At 54.3% G+C, this 20,289-nt stretch carries 13 protein-coding genes; 5 read left to right on the forward strand and 8 right to left on the reverse strand.

Features of this window, described 5'->3' with window-relative positions; genetic code table 11:
- Positions 1-49 precede the first annotated feature (49 nt).
- The 4 genes from VMT71_12340 to VMT71_12355 are packed head-to-tail and all read right to left on the reverse strand — an operon-like array spanning position 50 to position 5,869.
- The gene (locus VMT71_12340) at positions 50-1,759 is read right to left on the reverse strand and encodes a CocE/NonD family hydrolase (protein ID HVN24754.1); all 1,710 of its coding nucleotides are present in this window, start codon (positions 1,757-1,759) and stop codon (positions 50-52) included.
- Positions 1,760-1,810: 51 nt separating this feature from the next.
- Positions 1,811-3,031, reverse strand: a complete 1,221-nt coding sequence (locus VMT71_12345; GenBank protein ID HVN24755.1) for an amino acid ABC transporter substrate-binding protein — start codon at positions 3,029-3,031, stop codon at positions 1,811-1,813.
- Positions 3,032-3,078: 47 nt separating this feature from the next.
- Complete coding sequence (locus tag VMT71_12350; GenBank protein HVN24756.1) at positions 3,079-3,630, reverse strand: 4Fe-4S dicluster domain-containing protein; 552 nt, start codon at positions 3,628-3,630, stop codon at positions 3,079-3,081.
- The gene (locus VMT71_12355) at positions 3,623-5,869 is read right to left on the reverse strand and encodes a molybdopterin-dependent oxidoreductase (protein HVN24757.1); all 2,247 of its coding nucleotides are present in this window, start codon (positions 5,867-5,869) and stop codon (positions 3,623-3,625) included. Before VMT71_12355 ends, VMT71_12350 begins: the two co-directional genes overlap by 8 nt.
- 288 nt (positions 5,870-6,157) lie before the next feature.
- Here VMT71_12355 and VMT71_12360 point away from each other — a divergent pair, with 288 nt between their 5' ends.
- From VMT71_12360 to VMT71_12380, 5 genes are all read left to right on the forward strand, one after another.
- Entirely contained in the window at positions 6,158-7,729 is a 1,572-nt protein-coding gene (locus VMT71_12360) for an efflux transporter outer membrane subunit (GenBank protein ID HVN24758.1), read from the forward strand.
- Between the two features lie 156 nt (positions 7,730-7,885).
- Positions 7,886-9,052 carry an efflux RND transporter periplasmic adaptor subunit gene (locus VMT71_12365; GenBank protein ID HVN24759.1) on the forward strand — a complete coding sequence of 389 codons (1,167 nt, stop codon included), beginning with the start codon at positions 7,886-7,888 and terminating at the stop codon, positions 9,050-9,052.
- Positions 9,049-12,174 (forward strand): efflux RND transporter permease subunit, encoded by a 3,126-nt coding sequence (locus VMT71_12370; GenBank protein ID HVN24760.1) that lies wholly within the window; start codon positions 9,049-9,051, stop codon positions 12,172-12,174. Before VMT71_12365 ends, VMT71_12370 begins: the two co-directional genes overlap by 4 nt.
- Before the next feature lie 296 nt (positions 12,175-12,470).
- Entirely contained in the window at positions 12,471-14,777 is a 2,307-nt protein-coding gene (locus tag VMT71_12375) for a molybdopterin-dependent oxidoreductase (GenBank protein HVN24761.1), read from the forward strand.
- 21 nt (positions 14,778-14,798) lie between these two features.
- The gene (locus VMT71_12380) at positions 14,799-15,308 is read left to right on the forward strand and encodes a 4Fe-4S dicluster domain-containing protein (protein ID HVN24762.1); all 510 of its coding nucleotides are present in this window, start codon (positions 14,799-14,801) and stop codon (positions 15,306-15,308) included.
- Between the two features lie 29 nt (positions 15,309-15,337).
- Here VMT71_12380 and VMT71_12385 read toward each other — a convergent pair whose 3' ends face one another.
- The 4 genes from VMT71_12385 to VMT71_12400 all read right to left on the reverse strand — a co-directional run bounded on the left by VMT71_12385 (position 15,338) and on the right by VMT71_12400 (position 20,129).
- Complete coding sequence (locus VMT71_12385; GenBank protein HVN24763.1) at positions 15,338-16,507, reverse strand: transporter substrate-binding domain-containing protein; 1,170 nt, start codon at positions 16,505-16,507, stop codon at positions 15,338-15,340.
- A 22-nt stretch (positions 16,508-16,529) separates the two neighbouring features.
- Positions 16,530-17,696 (reverse strand): transporter substrate-binding domain-containing protein, encoded by a 1,167-nt coding sequence (locus VMT71_12390; protein HVN24764.1) that lies wholly within the window; start codon positions 17,694-17,696, stop codon positions 16,530-16,532.
- A gap of 103 nt (positions 17,697-17,799) precedes the next feature.
- On the reverse strand, positions 17,800-19,188 hold the full coding sequence (locus tag VMT71_12395) for a M48 family metalloprotease (protein HVN24765.1): 1,389 nt from the start codon (positions 19,186-19,188) through the stop codon (positions 17,800-17,802).
- Complete coding sequence (locus tag VMT71_12400; protein ID HVN24766.1) at positions 19,185-20,129, reverse strand: D-alanyl-D-alanine carboxypeptidase family protein; 945 nt, start codon at positions 20,127-20,129, stop codon at positions 19,185-19,187. Before VMT71_12400 ends, VMT71_12395 begins: the two co-directional genes overlap by 4 nt.
- Between the last annotated feature and the right edge of the window lie 160 nt (positions 20,130-20,289).

A 20,289-nucleotide genomic window follows, 5' to 3' on the forward strand; every position in this document is an offset into this window, starting at 1 on the left:
CATACTGTTATTATCGCCATTTACGAACTTTAACTAATACCAATTCTGCCTAAACGTAAGGTCCACCACCGGAGATGAACGTTTCAATAATGTTCCCTCTCGTGATCGGAAGGAACAGCACCGAAGAATGCTCCGCATCATGGTAAACTCTGAGGCGGGACGGAGACTGGCGTACAAGGCTTCCACTTGCAATCATTTCCAAAGGGTTTTTCGGCTGATCGTCACTGCAGCTGACCCTGAGTTTTACCCTTGAGCCAGCCTTGAAAAGATTGCCGGTGGGTACGATGGGTATTTTGAACTCGTAGATTTTGCCTGGAACCAGCGGTTCCGACTTGGTGTGGGGATGATAAGGCGCCCAGGCCTTTGATCTTTCAGGGTCGACTTCGCGATGAGAGCCTCTGAGCCAGCCCCTGGTAAGTATTCTTTCATTGTCTTGCGCATCGACTTCCCGCAGGCTTATAAACCAGAAGACTTCAGGGTCTGTGCTCGAAGCATACAGGTTGAGCACGATCGGTCCTATCACTTCCGTGTTCTCAACCAGCTTCGGCGTGGAATACTCCAGGTAGCCGCGCCCCCACGGGGAATCGTTGAATGTGTCTGAGCCTTCGTCGTCATGCGGCAAGTGCTCATGGAGCAATCCGTTTTCGTGCAGGAAGAAAGGTGTCCATTTTGTTTCGGGCAATGGCCATTCCTTAGCTTCTTTCCAGTCATTCGACCCCATAACAAAGAGCCGGATCGGCGCCTCGTCCATGATGCCCGTTTCCATGTCTTTGAGCCAATGGTCAAACCAGCGCAGCGATTCGTATTGCAGTTGGTAGAGCGGGCGATCCAGGTAGGCGGGTGGCGCGATGATCATTTTCTTTGGCACGTTCAGGTTTTCGAAGCTGCGGAATGCTCCGTTCAAGTGAAGCCCGTACATGCCCCAGCAGCAACCGATGTAGCCAGGCACCTTGATGTTTTCGCACTTGACCTTTCGCACGTCCCAGTACGGTCCATCGAAGGGATGCCTGAGAATGTCGATAACGAGGGGGTGCGTCAGCATGTCAGGATTTCTCAAGATCTGAATGAGCTCGGGCACGCCCTGGATATCTTCGTCCTGAAGAAGGCTCTTGATCTCCTCGGGTTTCGCCTTCGATTTTCCGACCCTGCAATTGTAAAGTGACCCAAGCGCCCACATCCTGCAGAACCCGTGTCCCAGTACGCCGCCGCGGTACACGAAATCGCGGTAGCAGTCCGTGGCTGCCCACGGCCCGAAGAAGCATTTCAAGTGAGGAGGGTTCAAGGCTGCTATGTACTGCTGAATCCATCCGAAGTAAGAGACGCCGAACATGCCTACATTGCCGGTACACCAAGCCTGACGGGCGATCCATTCGATGACATCATAGCCATCCTGAGCCTCTGGTTCGTCGAGAAAAGGATACTCTCCCCCTGATTTACCCGTGCCACGGATACTTGCGATCACGTATACGTATCCCCTCCGCACGTAGGCGTTGGGATCGCCCGCTTCAATGAATGCATTACCCTTTTCCTGCCCCGGAAGTTTGAAAAAGTTTGTGGAGAGCGAGTTTTTGGTTATCGGTGCTGTTTGAGCCACCTGGTCGTAAGGATGAAATCCCAAGACAGCGGGAAACTTCTCGTTGCTGTCCGGCCTGAAAATATCAGCGTTCAGCTCCACGCCGTCGCGCATGGGAATTTTCACGTTGCGCTCCACCAGCACTTTGTACTTCAGCTCAGACGTCTTCCAGTTCCTGCCGAACATGAGTAATGCCTCCTCCAAAGAATGATTGATACTACTGCGCCGCGATCTTCTTTACTTGCTCCAATTCGGCCGCGGGTAGACAAACTTCGTGGTGGCCACGCTCTTAGGCCAGATGAGCTCAATCTGCCCGTTGGTCATCTGGATCATGTAGTTAAATGCGGGCGGCAGGCCGGCCTTGTCGAATTTGACTCCTTTCATGTACGGCAGATCGAACGTGTGGCTTCTCATATAATCGCGGATTGTTTTTTGATCCAGCGTACCCGCGCCCTGCACAGCGAGTTCCAGGGTTTTCATCCAGCAGTAGCCAAGGCCGAAATAGGTGGGAGCGGACGGAAGCCCGAGCTTCGCTTTCGCGCCTGCGTTGATCGCGTCGTTGCCGGGAAATGGAAGACGCGAGCACCACCACATGTTTGCGACTACATTGTTGCCATCAGGCCCCATTTCCTTCATCCAGGCAGGTATGGTCGACGCGATCAGGTGCATAATCATCTTAGGGTTATAATTCATTGCCTTTGCTGACCGTGTCAGCATGACGCCATCATCAAAAAAGCTGAAACAGAACATGATTTCTGCGTTTCTTCCCTTGGCTTTGCTGATGAGCGGGTTCGCATCGGAAAGCGGCAGGTTGTAGACCTCGTCCACGACGACTTTGATGCCATTCTTTTCGAGCCACTGGACAACCGTGGGCCGTGTAGAAACGCCGATGACATTGTTCATTGAGAACACGGCTGCGCTCTTGGGCCACTGCGCTTTGGGGATCAGATCTTCCAGCACTCCTGCCACAGCGATGACCGTCCATTCGCTCATCAGCGGAGGGCTTGCAAAGCTGTAGGTGTACCCCTGTTCGAAGGACTTCATGTGACCGCCCTGCCCGATAAATACCTTGCCGTATTTCTCAGCAAGAGGCATGAGCGCAACATCTGTAGGCCCGGGGTAGCCGCCGAACAGAAGGTCCACTTTGTCAATCGTAATGGCGCGCTCATAATAGGTCACCGCCTTGTCGGCGCTGCTCTCATCGTCATACATTATCAGCTTGACGGGACGCCCGAGAAGACCTCCCCTTGCGTTAATATCTTCGGCCCAGTACTCGTACCCGGCCTTGATAAGTTTGGCCTGCTCGGATGCCAAACCTGTCAACGGCAGAGAACCGCCGATTTTTATCGGCTCGCCCGAGGGTGCTGCGGCTGTTTTTGCGCCTTGGCCAAACGCAAGGCTGCCAAACAAAACGACGGCAATTAGGACACACGCGGCTACTCTAAGTCCCTTTTTCATCCTCATCCCCCTTTTTTAAGCGCTGCCCAGACAGCAGCTATATGCAGCTATATACTGCTCAAGTCCGGCAGCGCCAGCTTCCATTTACTTGATACGTAACACGCCCGCCCCAGCATGAGCACATGCTCTCCTTTTGTTATCGAGGCAAGCTCTTCCGGTGTCACCCACTGCAAGGCCCCGCCTATGCAATGCTGCACGCAGGAAGGCTCCAGGCCTGCTGATCGGCGCAGTGCGCAGAGGTCGCAGTGGCCCGCCGCACGTGTTGTGTTGTTGTAAGCCATGGCGCCATAGGGGCACCCATAGACACAGAGTTGGCAGCCGGTGCATGCCTCCTCGTCGACCAGCACAGTACCGTCTTCCTGCTTGGCTATGGCATCAACCGGGCAGAGCGCAGCACACACCGGATTATCGCAGTGGAAACACATCACGGGGACGAAATCCAGATAAAGCCGATCCCCGGCTTTTCTCGGTCCTATGGTTTCAATCCGGCACCATCTGGGGCCTCCTTCAAAAGCCAGCCCGTGCTCTTCACGACAGGCAACCTCGCACGCGTGACAGCGAACACAGTTGTCGAGATCGATGAGAAGGATGCTATCCAAGAGGCCCTTCTTCTTTCCTGCGTATCCTGCATAGCTGGCAGCGGAGTTGAGCGCTTCCTATGATCGGCGCGCAGGTTTTGTTGTCGGTCAGCAGATTCACATTGTTCTTGCCCGGCCAATGGCTCGCTACCTGGATCACTCTCGGGTCTATGCCTTCGGTAAGAGATGCCCTTGCCTCCATCTGCCCTCGCGGCGATTCGATGATGATCGCGTCCCCGTCAGCGATGCTGAGCCGGCGCGCTGTTTCCGGATTAATGGTTGCGAGCAGCTCCGGCACAATCTCCCGCAATGCAGGTATGTTGCGGAGCTCTGAATGACGGAAAACAGGAGCCCTGCCGCCCGTAGTGAATATCAGGGGATATTCCCGGGCGAGTTCCGGGGTGCTTACGGGACTTTCCGTGGGCTCGCGAAAGCCGGGCAGGGGATCAAAACCCATCTCCTCCAGGCGAGGATCATACAGCTGGACTTTTCCGGAAGGCGTATTGAAGCCCTTTGCCTCGTATTTCTTGAACGCGTCAGGAATGGTGATGCGACCTTTCTTTTTGAACTCCTGATACGTCACTCCCGAAGGTTGAAGGAGGAAATCGAAGTAGGCATCGTCGCTCGGGAACATGCGCTCGCCAAAGCCGAGCTTCGCGGCAAGCTCATTCAGAACCGTGTAATCGGTGCGGCACTCGCCCAACTGCACAACTTTCTGCTGAAGGTGGATTCCGTTGAAGGAAGTCTGATCGTGGCACGCGACGCCGCCTCGTTCCATCCAGCTTCCGCAGGGGAGCAGGATGTCTGCAATGCGTGCGGTTTCCGTCATGAAGAGATCAGCCACCACAAAGAAATCGAGGCTCATCAAGGCTTCAGCGACCATGGGCGTGTTGGGATACGCAACCAGCATGTTATTACCGTGGCAATAGACTGCACGCACCGGGTACGGTTTGCCGGTCAGCACTGCTTGCCAGACAGTATGGTTGTGGGCGGAGGGCGACGGCATGACGCACGCTTCGCCAGCGAGTAACGGATATTCTTTGCTGCCCAGTCGTTTTTCGTGATGTTCTCTGGTCAAATAGTCAAGGCCTGATTCTGCCTTCCTTCCGTGCAGTTTTTTCGGCATGCTGATCACGTTGCCGCCAGGCACGTCGATGTTGCCGGTGATGGCAGCGAGAATGGTGAGGGCGCGCGTTGTGGAGATGGTATCGGCGTTTTGATCTATGGAGAGACACTCCGTGATTGAAGCCGGCTTTGTCGTCGCGTACAACCTGGCCGCTTCCCTGATGAGATGCTCTGGGACCCACGTGATCTGCGCCACTCGTTCCGGAGGATACTCGCTTACCCGTTTTTTAAACTGATCCCATCCGGAGCACCAGCGCTCAACAAATTTCCTGTCGTAGAGCCCCTCTTCGATAATGACGTGGAGCATGCCGAGAGCGAGAGCTGCATCGGTCCCGGGCCGTAGCTGGAGCCACAGATCTGCTTTTGAGGCTGTCTCACAGAGCAGAGGGTCCACTACAATCATCTTGGCTCCCTGCGAGCGTGCATCCATCATGCCTACAGCTTTGACCGGCCACGTCGCTGTGGGATTGACACCCCATACGAGGAGGCACTTCGAGCCTTCGTAGTAGGGATTCTCGAGCGCAGGGGTTCCAAGCGTGAGTATGCCCGCGGTCATTCTCGGGAACCAGCACTGGGCGATGCCCGGCCCCATACACTGTTTGCCGTATGCGTTGGCAAAGCGCGAGAAGTAACCGACCCATCCGCGGTTTGTGCCTGTGGCGAGCAGGACGCTGTTAGGGCCATACGTCTTTTCAACCGACCTCAAGTTCTTGACGATGCTATCGTACGCTTCGTCCCAGGAGATTCTTTCCCATTTGCCTTCGCCACGCTCTCCTGCTCTCTTCATGGGGTAGAGCAGGCGATCGGGATGATAGAGTATGCCCTTTGATGCAAGGCCTTTGGCGCAGAGCGTGCCTTTCGTCACGGGCGAGCTCGTATCGCCCTCTACGAGCACTACGCTTCCATCTTTCACGTGGACACGCGCATCGCATCCCTGGTTGCAGATGAAACATTCAGTCTTGTAGGCTGTTGTTCCGCGCAGGTGGTCCTGTTTCACCGTCTCAATTGCATCCTGTCTGCGCTTCGCCGCGTGCCTGACCGGTTCAATCGGCTCAAGTCGTTCACCCAGCAATTCTCGGGCGAATCTTTGCCGTCTGCACGCAGGGCAGAGGAGCCGGAAGACACGCTCGGCCATGCCTTTCTCTTTTGCAATCGATGCTATTTTCTCGAATGTCCGGAGAGGGAGTACGGGCTTTCCACAGAGCTGACAGGAACCTTGCTGCATAACGAGGGGTCTTGCTCCTCGGAGTAGTTAGCTGTGATGTACCTGCAACGTTACCAGAAGGGGACTCGGAGTGTCAAGATATATCCGGTTTTTATGAATCGAGAGTCCGAGAATTGTGTTGACACCCCCCGCCGCGCGATATAGATTTGCTCAAGTATTCCGCTGTTCGTTGCACTCGGCGAAGAGAGAAATTTTGAAATGTGGATGAATAGAGCCCTCTTTCTGCTGATTCTGCTGTTGATGGTCGGATGTGCTAAGGTAGGGCCGAACTATACGCGGCCTGAGACAGCCGTGTTGCCGAACTGGATAGAGGCCGGCGACAAACGTCTTACGAATGAGCCTGCAGATTATCGCTCGTGGTGGAAGGTATTCAATGATCCTGTGCTCGACCGGCTCATCGACACGGCGTACCGGCAGAACCTGCCTCTGAGGGTGGCCGGTATCAGAGTGCTCGAAGCCCGTGCGCAGCTCGGGATTGCCGTCGGTTCACTCTATCCCCAGACGCAGCAGGGTATCGGGTCGCTTCAGTACAATCGATTGAGTGAGCATTCCACGCTCGCCGCCTTCTCGAGCCAGCTCGAGAGCTACTGGCAGGATCAGATCGGTGTGACAGCCTCGTGGGAGATTGATTTCTGGGGAAGGTTCAGGAGGGCTATTGAATCGGCTGACGCGACATTGCTTGCGAGCGTTGCCGATTACGACAATACGCTGGTGAGCCTTGTTTCGGATGTGGCAACCAACTATATCGCGATAAAGACGCTCGAAAAAAGGATCGACATAGCGAAGGAAAACAGTGTTATCCAACGTGAGAACCTTGAATTAGCCGAAGCCAAGTACACATACGGTACAGCCTCGCAGAGGGACGTTCAGCAAGCGAAGACGATCCTCATGAATACGGAGGCCGCTGTGCCCGCCCTCCAGATACAGCTCGAACAGACGAAGCATGCTGTCAGCACGTTGCTCGGCCTTCCGCCGGGGGGCCTCGCAGAGATCCTGGCTGGCTCTCCGGGGATACCCGTTCCTCCTCCGCAGGTAGCGCTGGGGATCCCTGCGGATCTACTGCGGCGGCGGCCCGACGTGCGCAGGGCAGAATACCAGGCGATGGCTCAAGCTTCACAGATCGGTGTGGCCAAGGCCGACCTCTATCCTGCTTTCTCACTGACAGGAACGTTCAGTCTCATCTCAACGGACTTAGGCAACTCGACACTGGCCGACATGGTGAACTGGCACAGCAGAAATGTCGTTGCGGGTCCTGGGTTCACATGGAATCTTTTTAACTACGGCCGGTTCACGAATAACGTACGGTTGCAGGACGCGAAGTTTCAGGAGCTTCTCACGGCGTACCAGAACGTTGTGCTTCAGGCGCAGCAGAATGTGGAAGACGGACTGGTAGGGTTTCTGAAATCGCAGGAGCGGGCGGAGATGCTTGCAGAGAGCACCGATGCCGCACGACAGGCGCTCGATCTCGCTGTTGAGCAATATCGCGGAGGGATCACCGACTTTACCACGGTGATAACCAGCGAGCAGTCTCTGCTGAGCGCACAGGATACGTTTGTGAGTAACCTGGGAAGCGTTGCAAGTAATCTGGTGGCCATTTACCGGGGTCTCGGAGGCGGCTGGCAGATCAGGGAAGGGATGGATCTCGTGCCTCCTGAGATAAAAGAAGCGATGACGAAGCGCACGAACTGGGGAAATTTGCTGGAGCCGGCAGCCTACATGCCGCCTGCATCGGAAGAACCCCGATCCTTGATCCGAAGCCCGGACTGGTGAGAAAGGAGCAAATTACAAATCACAATGTCTAAATTCCAAACAATGTCAAAATTCCAATATTCAAAACAGAGGCGTCCGTACTTGACGTCATTAATATTTGGGCTGATTAGATATTGTTTGGAATTTGGTGCTTGGAATTTGAGATTTAGGCGAGGGGTGTACCTTCTGCTCATTCTCTTAACCCTCGCCTTAGCGGCTTGCCACGAGAATCCCAAAGCCGGTCCGCCGCCTCCACCTCAAGTGACAGTTGCGCAGCCGCTTGAACGTTCGGTCACCGATTATCTCGAATTAACAGGCAGTACGCAGGCCATCATGACCGTGCAGTTGCGCGCCCGTGTGGCGGGTTATCTGGAGAAGGTTCTTTTCCAGGACGGACAATTCGTGAGTGAAAATCAACTGCTTTTCGTCATACAGCAGAATACGTACAAGGACAGCTTACGGCAGGCGGAAGCCGCAATCGCGCTGCAGAAGGCGCAGCTCGAGTACGCTTCGGCGCAATTCATTCGGTACACCGAGTTGTTCCAGCGAAAGGCAGCGGCTCAATCGGACGTGGACAACTGGCGCTTCCAGAGGGATGCGGCCCGCGCGAACCTGGCGAACGCCGAGGCCAGCCGTGATCTTGCGAAGCTCAACCTTGACTACACGGAAGTAAGAGCGCCGTTTGACGGCCGCATAGACCGCAGGCTCGTTGACCCGGGTAATCTCGTGGGATCGGGGGAGAACACGGTGCTTGTGTCGCTCAACAAGATCAATCCCATCTATGTCTACTTTACGATCAGCGATTCCGATCTCGCCCGGCTTACGAAAGAGGCGAAGTGGAGCGCGAGAAAAGTGGAGTCGCAGAAATGGCCGGTCTTCATGAGCGTCCTCAACGAAAAGGATTACTCTCACCGCGGCGTTCTTGACTTTGCGTCGATCGCAATTACTTCAACAACAGGGACCCTGCAATTGAGAGGGATCTTCGAGAACCCCGACGGGGAGATCGTCCCCGGTGTTTACGCCTCCATCCGCGTCCCCGTGAAAACGAGAGTAGCCGCGCTCGTCCCGCAAGATGCGGTGGGCAATGATCAGCGCGGCACGTTCCTGATAGTTGTGAACCAATCGAATGTGGTAGAGAGACGAGGTGTAAAGACGGGTCATCTTGAGGGGCAGTTCCGCGTGATTGATGAGGGCATTACGAACAAAGACTGGGTCGTGATAAAGGGACTCCAGAAGGCTGTTCCCGGCCGTACAGTAACTCCCCTGAAACAGGAGCTGCGAGACTCTCCCGCGGCCACCTCCAGCAATTCAAAATCTACCAGCGCCCCTACCGGCAATCGATGAACATATCAAAGTTTTTCATCGAACGTCCCATCCTTGCCAACGTTCTCGCTGCTATCACGATCATCATCGGCGCTATCAGCTACTCCCGTCTGCCTGTTGAGCAATATCCCCCGATCACGCCTCCCACAATTCAGGTGACATCGAGATATCCGGGCGCGAGCGCCGCGGTTGTGGCAGCAACAATCGGCGTGCCGCTCGAACAGGCAGTTAACGGTGTGGAGCGCATGATATATATGTCATCCACCAGCTCAAGTGACGGCTCCTATACGCTCACCATCAGCTTCGATGTGGGGACTGACCTTGACAAGTCCCTTGCACTCGTGCAGAACCTGGTAAACAGCTCGACCGCTTTGCTCCCCAGCGGCGCTCAGGTCCAGGGCGTCAATGTAAGAAAAGTCTCAACTAATATTCTGTTACTGGTCAGCATGTATTCCGATGACGACCGGTTCGACGAAGCTTTTCTCTCCAACTACGGCCTTATCAATATGCAATATCCCTTGTCACGGATTCCCGGAGTAGGGCAGGTTAGAGTCTTTGGCGCGGGCCAGTACAGCATGCGGGTCTGGCTTGATCCCAACAGGCTCAAGCAGTTCAATCTGACAACCACGGACGTTTTGACCGCCATCTCCAATCAGAACTTCCAGGTGGTTTCCGGCCAGCTCGGCGCGCCGCCCATGCCTGCAGGCCAGCCCTTCCAGTTTACGATCAACAGCCTGGGAAGGCTGTCTGACGAGAATGAATTCGAAAATATCATTGTGAAGAGTAATACCGGGCCGAGCGCTCAGATCGTGCGCATCCGCGATATAGCGAGAGTCGATCTCGGGCAGCAGAGCTATGCGAACTATGCAAATCTCAAGGGCCTCCGCTCCGCTCAGCTTGTCGTCTGGGCTCTGCCGGAGGCAAATTCTATCGAGGTAGCCGATAGTGTTTACAAGGCCGTAGACGAGATGGCTAGAAAATTCCCTGAGGGCATGAAGCATGCCATCCACTTCGACACCACCACCTTTGTGCGGCAGTCGGTGTCGAAAGTGTATGAAACGCTCTTTCTGGCGGCCATTCTTGTACTCGTGGTGATAATGATCTTCCTGCAGAACTTCCGTGCCCTTCTTGTGCCCGCGACCACGGTACCTGTGACTATCATCGGAGCCTTCGGGGCGATGATCGCGCTCGGCTTCACCATCAACCTCATGACCCTTTTTGCACTGGTTCTCTCTATCGGTATTGTTGTCGACGATGCGATTGTCATTGTGGAGAACAGCGTACATTACATAGAGCAGGGCTTGCCGCCGACGGAGGCGGCAATCAAAGCCATGCAGGAGCTTACGGGCCCGATTATGGGCATTACGCTGGCGCTGGTCTCCGTGTTCCTGCCCGCTGCTTTCCTGCCGGGCATTACCGGACAAATCTTCCGCCAGTTCGCCCTGGTAATTGCTGCGACAGCCGTGATCAGTGCGATCAATGCGATGACATTGAAACCTGCACAGTGTGCCTTGTGGCTCCGGCAGAGAAAGCAGAAAGAGCCCAACTGGTTTTACCGGGGCTTTAACAGAGTGTACGAAGCCATGAAAAGGCCGTATATGGGCCTGGTCCGGCTCATGGTGGAGCATGCCGGGCTCATGGTTATCGTCTTTATTGTGGTCATCGCTCTCACCGGCTGGGAGTTTGTGCGGCGACCGACCGGTTTTTTGCCTACGGAAGACCAGGGGTACGGCCTTCTTTTCGCCAAACTGCCGGATGGTGCATCGCTCTCTCGCGCGCGCGAGGTATCCGACGAGATCGACGCAGTATTGAAAAAGACAGCCGGTATCTCGGCGTGGGTGACGGTCGGAGGCTATTCTTTTCTCGACTCGGCGAATGTGCCGAATATTGTCACCGTGTTTGTTGTATACGAAGACTGGAAGAAAAGGGGCTCCGCGTTGACACAGGAGAAGATCGTCGCCAACATCAACCGCGATCTTTCCCGCGTCCAGGACGCCATAGGCTTTGTCGTGGTTCCGCCGGCCATCAGGGGTCTCGGGCAGTCAGGGGGCTTTCAGATGATGGTCGAGGACCGAACCGGCAATGATCTTGAGGCGCTGGAAGAGGCAACCAATCAGCTGGTCAAGGCGGGTAATTCTGACCCCCTTCTTCAAGGTCTGGCCACTACGTTCAACGCCCACAGCCCTCAGCTGTACCTGGACATAGACAGAACAAAAAGCGAATCCCTTCAGGTGCCGATTACCAACGTGTTTGAGACCCTTCGGGGCTATCTCGGCTCGTCTTTTGTTAACCTCTTCAACAAATTCAATCAGATATACCAGGTCTATATCCAGGCCAATTACCCGTACCGCGGAAGGGTGGAGGATATAAAGAATCTCTACACCCGGAATATACAGAATGAGATGGTTCCCCTGGGGAGCCTTCTTGAAGTCAAGCGCATGCAGGGCCCGGAATTGATCACCCGTTACAACCTCTATCCTGCTGCTGCTATTTTCGGCTCCGCTGCTCCTGGACACAGCTCGGGCGAGGCTCTCGCGACTATGGAGAAACTGGCGGCTGGTACTCTGCCTCAGGGAATGGGCTTTGACTGGACGACCACCAGTTACCAGGAGAAGAAGGTGGGCCATCAGGCATATTTCATTTACGCGCTGGCAGTCACGCTCGTCTTCATGGTCTTGGCGGCGCTCTACGAGAGCTGGACATCGCCGGCAGCGGTTATTTTTGCTGTGCCCATGGCTCTTGTCGGCGTGCTGCTCGCTCTCATTTTTCGAAGCTACGACAATAACCTGTACACGCAGATCGGGCTGGTCCTCATGATCGCACTCGCATGCAAGAACGCCATACTGATCGTGGAGTTCGCGCGTGACCTGCAACGTGAGGGCATGAGCGCCGCAGAAGCGGCTATCGAAGCGACGAGCCGCAGATTCCGTCCCATTGTCATGACTTCACTCGCCTTTATCTTCGGTGTGGTGCCTCTACTCTTTGCCACGGGCGCAGGCGCAGCCGGGCAGCGCGCGATCGGTACGGTGGTCTTCGGGGGTATGCTTTCTTCAACACTGCTCGCGATACCGTTCGTCCCCGTATTTTACGTCTTCATTCAGAAGCATGGGGGAGGGCGGCGCATGAGAAAGAAGACGACGTAGGACGTCCGTCCGCTAGGGGCGGACTCGGACGACCGCTTCCCCCCGCATCGGGGACCTGGAGGGCCAGGGCGATGGAAGAAAGCGGAAAATCTATCTTGCAAAGCAGCGCACTCATGCTACAATGGGCTTAGAGCGGAGGGAAGATAACGCTGAAAAACAAAGTCTTGGGCTTCCCAGGTACACCAAAGGCGTGCCGGTCTTCCTAGCCCGCCAGGGCGGTCGTCCTAACGAATAAAATGAGTGATCTTCCTAGTCCGCCTCGGCGGACGGTCGTATCTAGTACAAGGGAGGAAATGATGAGCAAAGGGAAAACGGAGTCGCGCTTCTCGCTGGATCGGCGAACATTTCTTAAAGCGGCAGGACTGGGAATTGCCGGTGCTGCCATCGGCAAATTCCCGTTTCAATCCTTCACCCTTGACGAGGCCATGGCTGCCGCAGCCAAGGACGGGGCAACGGTTGTACCGACTATTTGCGCCATGTGCGGGCCTGCCGCGAACTGCGGGGTCTATGCCTTCACGAAGAACGGCCGGTTCACCAAGGTCGCGGGCATGAAGGAGTCGCCGGTAAACGCAGGCGCAGTCTGTCCGAAGGGCCAGGCAGCGCCGCAGTGGGTCTATTCGCCTGAAAGACTTAAATACCCGATGAAGAGGGTAGGGAAGAAAGGCGAGGGCAAATTCCAGAGGATTACCTGGGACGAGGCCATAACCATCATTGCAGAGACGCTAAAGAAGCAGAAGGAAAAGTACGGGCCCGAATCGCTCGGCTCGCTCTCTCCCGCCAGGCGCACATACAGCGACTACATCCAGCGGTTCCTGATAGCCCATGGAAGCCCGAACTACGGACACAGCGGCATATGCGCGATGCAGATGTCTTTCGGTTTCCATTACACGGTCGGAGATTGGCCGAGAGCGGTTGACTACGCAAACAGCGATCTCGTGCTCATCTGGGGTAAACAGCCCATCTATTCTGCGCCCGCACAGGATGGCGCTAAGGCCTATGTGAATGCGAAAATACGTGGCGCAAAACTCATCGCGATCAAACCCTCTATGGAACCTGATGTGGGACTCGCAGACCAATGGGTACCGATCAGGCCCGGAACAGACGCGGCTCTCGCTCTTGCCATGCTTCATGTCGTAGTCAATGAAAGTCTGATCGACAAGCCGTTCGTGGATCAATGGTGTTACGGATACGATGAACTGAAAGAGCACGTGCAGAAATATCCACCTGCGTGGGCTGAAATGATCACCGGAATACCGGCTGCACGCATTACAGAGATCGCGCGACTCTTTGCCACGACAAAACGTGCAGGCATCGATCTGGGTAATGGCGTCGAGCATGTGCCGTCTTCAAATGACGCGATCAGGGCAGTAGCGATCCTGATAGCGATCACTGGCCACCTCGACAGGCCCGGCGGAAACATATTCGGCGCCGCGAGCACAATGCCCAGGCTTAAGGCCGTCAACCTGCCCGAACGATACACGCAGGCATGGGTGGACAAGCTGGTCTATCCTGAATTTCCCAGACCCTTTCAGCCTTTCGTCGAAGGCACATCATCTGCCTACTTCGGACTCTTCGATAGCGTGCTCACAGAAAAACCGTACCCAATACGCGCCATTATTGCTCCGGGCTCACAGGCGCTTGTCAGTACGCGCGGTGGAAAACGAGTGGTAGAGGCGCTCAAAAAACTTGAGTTCTACGTGATCGCCGATGTGGCGCGGACGGCTGATATGCCCTATGCGGACATCGTGGTACCGCTCGCAACTCCCTACGAGATCGATCATCCATTCGAGGTGAGAGGCAACTGGATCATTGCGCGCAACAGAGTGATCGAGCCGCTTGCCGACTACAAATCGATCTTTGAGTTTTTCTGTGACCTCGGTGTTAAGATGGGCTACGGCGACGATTTCTGGGGTGGCAGCATGACAGCGTCGATGAACGATCAATTGAAGCCTCTCAATATGACGATCGACGATCTTCGCAAGCAGCCGACCGGTATTAAGTATGAGATGCTCCCGAGAAAATATGAAAACTACGAAACGGTGTTCAAGCGGAAGAGCCCGCGGATTTCGAAAGCGCCTTTTCTGCCGCAGGCAAAGGTTGCGATCTACAACACGTCCTTCAAGGAAGCTGGCTACAGCCCGCTCCCTGAATGGAAAGAGCCCCCTGAGAGCATAACCGGTACACCGGAGTTGACCAAGAAGTATCCCCTGATCCTCTCAGATTACCATACGTCCAATGTCTACACTGCTTCATGGCAGAGGAACGTTCCCTACTTGAGAGAGATTCAGCCATATCCTGCTCTTCATATTCATCCCGACGCCGCGAGAGAGCGGGGGATAAAGGATGGTGACTGGGTACGCGTGGAGTCGCCGCACGGCTGGATGAAAGTTAAAGCGGAGTTCTTTCCCGGTATTCGCCCTGATACGGTAATGGTTCTCCACGGATGGTGGCAAGGTTGTAAAGAACTGGGATTTGAAGATTTCCCTTTGCTGGACGGTGGGGCAAACGTGAACATCATGTACAGCGTCGACGCAAAGAAGGCATTCGACCCTGTAGTGACCGCTATGTCGAGCCAGACGCTGGTTCAGATAACCAAAATGTAGTTAAAGAAAGGAGAAGTGATCATGCCGAACGAATACGCCTTTTCTTTTGCGAAGGATAAATGTACGCAGTGTTTTGGGTGCGAGGTAGCGTGTAAGGAGTGGCGAGACGGAGACTTAGGGGTCAGATGGAGAAGGGTTTACAAGATCTGGACAGGCCGCTATCCTGACGTGAAACTCGCATCAGCGTCTGTGTCATGCATGCACTGTGCTGATCCGGCCTGCGTCAAGGCTTGCCCGGTACAGGCGATACAGAAAAGGCCGGAGGATGGTATCGTTGTCGCTGATAGAGGTAAGTGTATCGGATGCAGAACCTGCGAAAAAGAGTGTGCGTTCGGTGCGCCGCAATTCGGAAAAGACGGAAAGATGCAGAAGTGCGACCTGTGCCTGAATCAGCTGGACTTGAACAAGGATTCGCCGCCCTGCGTCGACACGTGTCCCACAAAGGCGCTGCAGCTAGCGAAGCTTGACCCAAAAGAAAAAAAATCAGGGGAAGAGCAGATACAAAAATTGATTAAAGCAGCAAACGCCTGACGCTGAAATATGTGGCGCGCAATCTGATGCTACTTGTTGGCTGCCTTCCTGGACGCGAGCCCTTGCTGTATCGAGGGTCTCTCCAGTCCGTAGCGATCCAGGAGGGATTCCCATACGCCATCGTCGGTGAGCCTCAGTATGGCAAGGTTTATAGGTTTGCGTAACGGGCTCTGCTTCGGCATCGAAAGAGCGTAAAGATGAGTCCTCAATTTTGTGGGGTAGACAGAGATTCTGCCGCTGTAATCATGATTCGCATAATAGATCGCTCTCGTCTCAAAACAGAGATACCCATCGACCTGACCCGTCAGCACTGCGTTGAGTGCCTCCTCATCAGTATCGAAAAGAGTGTAATAGCCGCCTGCCTCTTTCAGCATATCCACCTGAACCGATCCTTTCTTGACTCCCAGATGCATGTAGCGAATGTCTTCATCCTCCAGCACTTGCATCTGCTGCATCTGGTCAGTGAGTGAGTGCGTGAGCGACGCTATGACCGCGCTCAACGCAAGTCCACAGGTTATCATCCACGTCAAGGCGAGGATGCGGCCCGGCAGCGTCCTCGGATAAATACCGAAACACAAACCCGAGGCCAGGGTTGAGCCGGCCCAGTAAATGCCGGCAGCGATGCCTCTGCTCCTGGTGGGGCCAAAGTCTCCGGGATTGTTTTTCTTCTCTATGAGCCAGATCGAGACGCCCAGCAAGAAAAGCATAGCCATGAGTATGAGAATCACCGTGAGAGTCCCCGTAGTAAAAAAGACTGAGACGGCAGCAAGCCACGGATGCTCATGTGTCGGCTGATAGACTGTCACGACCGCGTGGTGTCCCTCGCCCAGTGCTGTGGAGAAATCGAACCGTTCTTCCCTCTCCGCATTGATGAAGGTAGTCATAGCTGCCACGTCGATCGTGCTTTCTTCAAGGGCGCTTATGATGCTGTTTAAGGGCATCTCCCGAAAGACGTAGGGTCTCTTCAAATACATCGCAATAAGCTTCCAGAAGTCTACCATCGGTCCGGTCCAATTCCCCTGCTTGTCTTTACTGGTGTAAGTTTGATCAAGCTGGATTGCAACCACCAATGGTTTCTCCGGGGGATTTTCGTGTGCGATGGGTAGTCCTGTTGCCCAAACCAGGCCTGTCGTTCCCACGAAGAAAAGGACCGTCATAATCGCCTTCAACAAAAGAAGATGACGACTGCCCTTTTTCATGCGGTAAGAGAGCCTCTGTGAACTACCGTTTTCCACGTCCGGCTCCATATCGTCTCTTTTCTTCCATCGGATTGAGCGTCCCCGTCTTGAGGTACTGGCTCAAGTCAAGTTGGTTAATGACCCCCTCGCCCATCGGACGTTCGGCGATCCTCAAGAGCGCCACGTTAAATGGCTTGCGCAGAGGGCTGTCCTTGGGCATTGCAAAGGCTCTCCTGTACGGTTTCAACTCTGTCTCGTACACGGAGAGTTTCCCCCGGTAGCGAGTTTCAGAAAGATAGCGCAGATAACCCTCATCATAGAGGAAGCCGTCGATCTTTCCGCGCGTGAGGGCACCTATGCATTCATCGGTGTTTTCGCAGGCGGTATATCGAATTCCCATTTTTTCCAGCATCTGGACCTGAACCGAGGTGCTGAATACGCCGATGTGCATCCCTTTCAAGCGGGCGGTGTCGATTACCCAGCCTGAATAGTGCTGACTGCTCAGGTAGAAGGTGAGCGACGCGATGACCGCGCCAAACGTAATAACACAGACGACCATCCAGAATAAACCCAGGATGCGCCCCAGGCCTGTTTTCATGCTGATGCCCAAGCATATGCCTGATGCCAGCGTAGAACCTGCCCAAAAAATGCCTGTTCCGATCCCTCTCAGAGCACCCTGCCCGAAGTACTCCTCATTCTCCTTTCTCTCGATCAGCCACGCGATGGCGCCGATCACGACAAGGGCTGCCAGCAGGATGAGCACCACCTTCACGGTAGTCCACGAAAGGAAAATTTGGATGAGTGACAACCATGGATGGTCCCAGACCCGGTATCGCATTGCTATACCTACCTGTCCTGAACCTAGAGGTGTGGAGAGATCGAATTGTTCCTCGCGCGAAACGGAGACGATTATTGGAACAGCTGTGATGTCGATAGCCCCTTCTTGAAGCGCTTTGAGAATCTCATTAAAGGGCATCGCCTTAAAGACGTAGGGTCGCTTCAATTCCTGCGCCACAAGATCCCAGAAATCAATGTAGCTTTTCAGCCACCGGGGATTCTCTCGTTTCGCGACATCGAGGGAAGAGGTGGAAAAGCCGACGATTAAAGGCTTGCCGGGGTATGCCTTTCTGCTCTGGTCAGTCTGTGCTATGGCCCATCCGGCCCCAAGAACAGACCATATCAAAAGAATCACTGCGCAGACGCGTTTCATGTCGGCCTTCTTCTCAAAGCTTACCAACAGGAGCCGGCGAGTGACAACTATTATTTTTTGATTATTGTCTGAAGATTGTCCGCCAGGAATTACTCCAGGAATGCTATTGCTTTTTCCCTTTGTTCTGAGGATCGTCCTTTGATTTTCCATCCTTCCCGTCAGGTTTCTTTTCCATAGTTTCCTCGAGAAGGATTTCCACTTCCTTCGCTTCCTGGGTGTTGCGCCCGTATTTCGCAGCGGCTTTTTCGAAATTGATCCGGGCTGCGGGCATCCTGCCAATTTCAAGGTAGTACCTGCCCAAATACTCGTAACCGATGGCTTCGTAGCCTAATCGCCCGACAACCATAGCGTACTTCTGATAAATGGAGGGGAGATTTTCTTTGTAAGGGAATAGGCTTTTCAATGCCTCCGCTGCGCCTTCGAGATCACCGTTTCCTTCGAGTGCCGATGCGAGAAAATACGTGGCGATGGGGTCTGTCTGATCGCGCAGCACGTCAATTGCTTCTTTGAATCTCTGGGTTCTGACATAGATCTCACCGAGAAAAAGTTTTCTGTAGGGGGAGTTCATGCCTTGAATCAGCTCTTCGGCTTTTGCATTGTTGCCCTTCAGCGTGTAGAGAAGGGCCACTCCGTACGCAGCAACCGGATCTTTGGGGTCTCTCTGGTACCTTCCCATCCACGTATCCTCTATGGCCGGGCCGAGAGGTTTATTCAGGATTTTCAGCCTTGCCTGGACGTAAGGGAAAAAATCTGTATTCACCTTGGTCTTGGGCAGGTGAATCCTGCTTTCAATTCTCGATGCTCGAACGTCAGAGTACGGGTGAGTGAGGAGATATTGAGGAATGCTTCTTTCTGACTCCGTGGCGCGAATTTTTTTCAGGAAATCTGAAAGGCCGTGACCGCTGTAACCTGACGCTTCCGCCGTTTCCAGGCCGTACCTGTCTGCCTCGTCCTCGTCTTCCCGGGAATACTTGAGAGAGACTGTTTGAGCGGCTGCCATGGTGCCGGTCATCAGGGCCGGGCCAAGAGCACCTGCACCGGGGACCATCGCTCCCAGCGTCCCCAGCAGGACCCCGGCAAGGGTTGCCCAACTCAGAGGCTTTTCTTTTTCCATCCTTTTGGCGACATGCCGCCTTCCCACGTGGGCGAGCTCGTGAGACAGCACGCCTGCCACCTCTTCTTCCCTGTCAGCCATTTCGATGAGACCAGTGGTGACATACGTGTACCCGCCCATAGTTGCGAACGCGTTGGGAACCGTTGACTCAACTACCGTCATTCTGACAGGAAAGGGAACCCCAGCATTTGGTTCCAGCCGTTTTGCAATCTCTGCCATGTAAAGACAGACGTAAGGGTCAGTGTTGAGTCTGAACATCCTCAACACTTCCATGTGGATCTCTTTACCTTGTTTTGCCTCTTCTGTAAGCGTCAGAGAAAACGTGGTAAGGGGGAAACAGACAAGCAGGACTGCGGCCGTGAAGGCTTTAAATGTCATCGGTTATTCTTTGCCATGCGGTGGTGTTTGGTTCGTTTTGTCTTCTTCCTGGCCGATTTCTTGGCCGGAGCAGGGTTGTCTGCAGGAACCTTGTATGAAGAAAGCGTGATCGCTGACGCTCTGGCCAGTGTCAACTCCGTCCTTGTGGGAACCTTTTCATAAAGCTGCGCCAGAATTTGGACCGCATCACCCCAGAGGTTTTTGCTTCCCAGAAGTGCAAGGATGTAAATATGACCATCCTTTTCGAAAGCTCCTACGTAGCAATGTTTTGATACCCGTGTAAAACCCGTCTTTCCGCCGACCGATGGCTCGAAACAGAAGAGAAGCCGGTTGTGGTTGGCGTAACGTATATCCTGCCTTCCCGCTTTGAAGAAGAAATACTTCTGGGAAATAATCTCCCGGAACTGCTCGTTGCCTAAGGCGTATCTAAAGATGAGCGCCAGGTCCCAGCAGGTGCTGTAATGTCCCGGGACATAAAGACCGGACGCGTTTTTGAAGTGGGTGTTTATTGCGCCTATCTCGCGCGCCTTCTCATTCATCATGGTTGCGAAATCTTCTTCGCTTCCCGCAATAGCAAGACCCAGAGTATAGGCCGCATCATTCGCCGATTCAACCATCGTACCACTGATGAGATCTGCGGCGGTGTAGGATTTTCCCGGCGAAAGGTTCAGCTTCGAAGCTGGTATCCTGCGCACACTCGCTGTCGCGGTAATCGGGGTTGAGCCGTCCAGCCTTTCGAGGGCGAGTATTGTGGTCATCACCTTTGTCGTGCTCGCGGGAGGGAGTTCTTCGTGATAATTCTTTCCCGCAAGTACGGCCATGCTTTCCTTTTCTACCAGCAGGTACGAGCGCGCGGAAATCTCGTCGGCTGCAAGCGCTCCGGAATAAAGAAGAGCGATGATGATCATGACAACGGGAACGACCAAAGATTTATGCGTCATCACACCCCCTATAATGTATAGCTGTATCCTCTATTTGTATTGCAGTATATATGCCACCGCTGCCTTTTTCAAGGTCCGAATGAATGAATGTCGCGTGTAAATCGTGTTCACACCGAGACGTCATACCAGTTCGGATTCAAGATGGAGACCGAGGCGGCAG

This window comes from Syntrophorhabdales bacterium (genome assembly GCA_035541455.1).
Taxonomy (GTDB): domain Bacteria; phylum Desulfobacterota; class Syntrophorhabdia; order Syntrophorhabdales; family WCHB1-27; genus JADGQN01.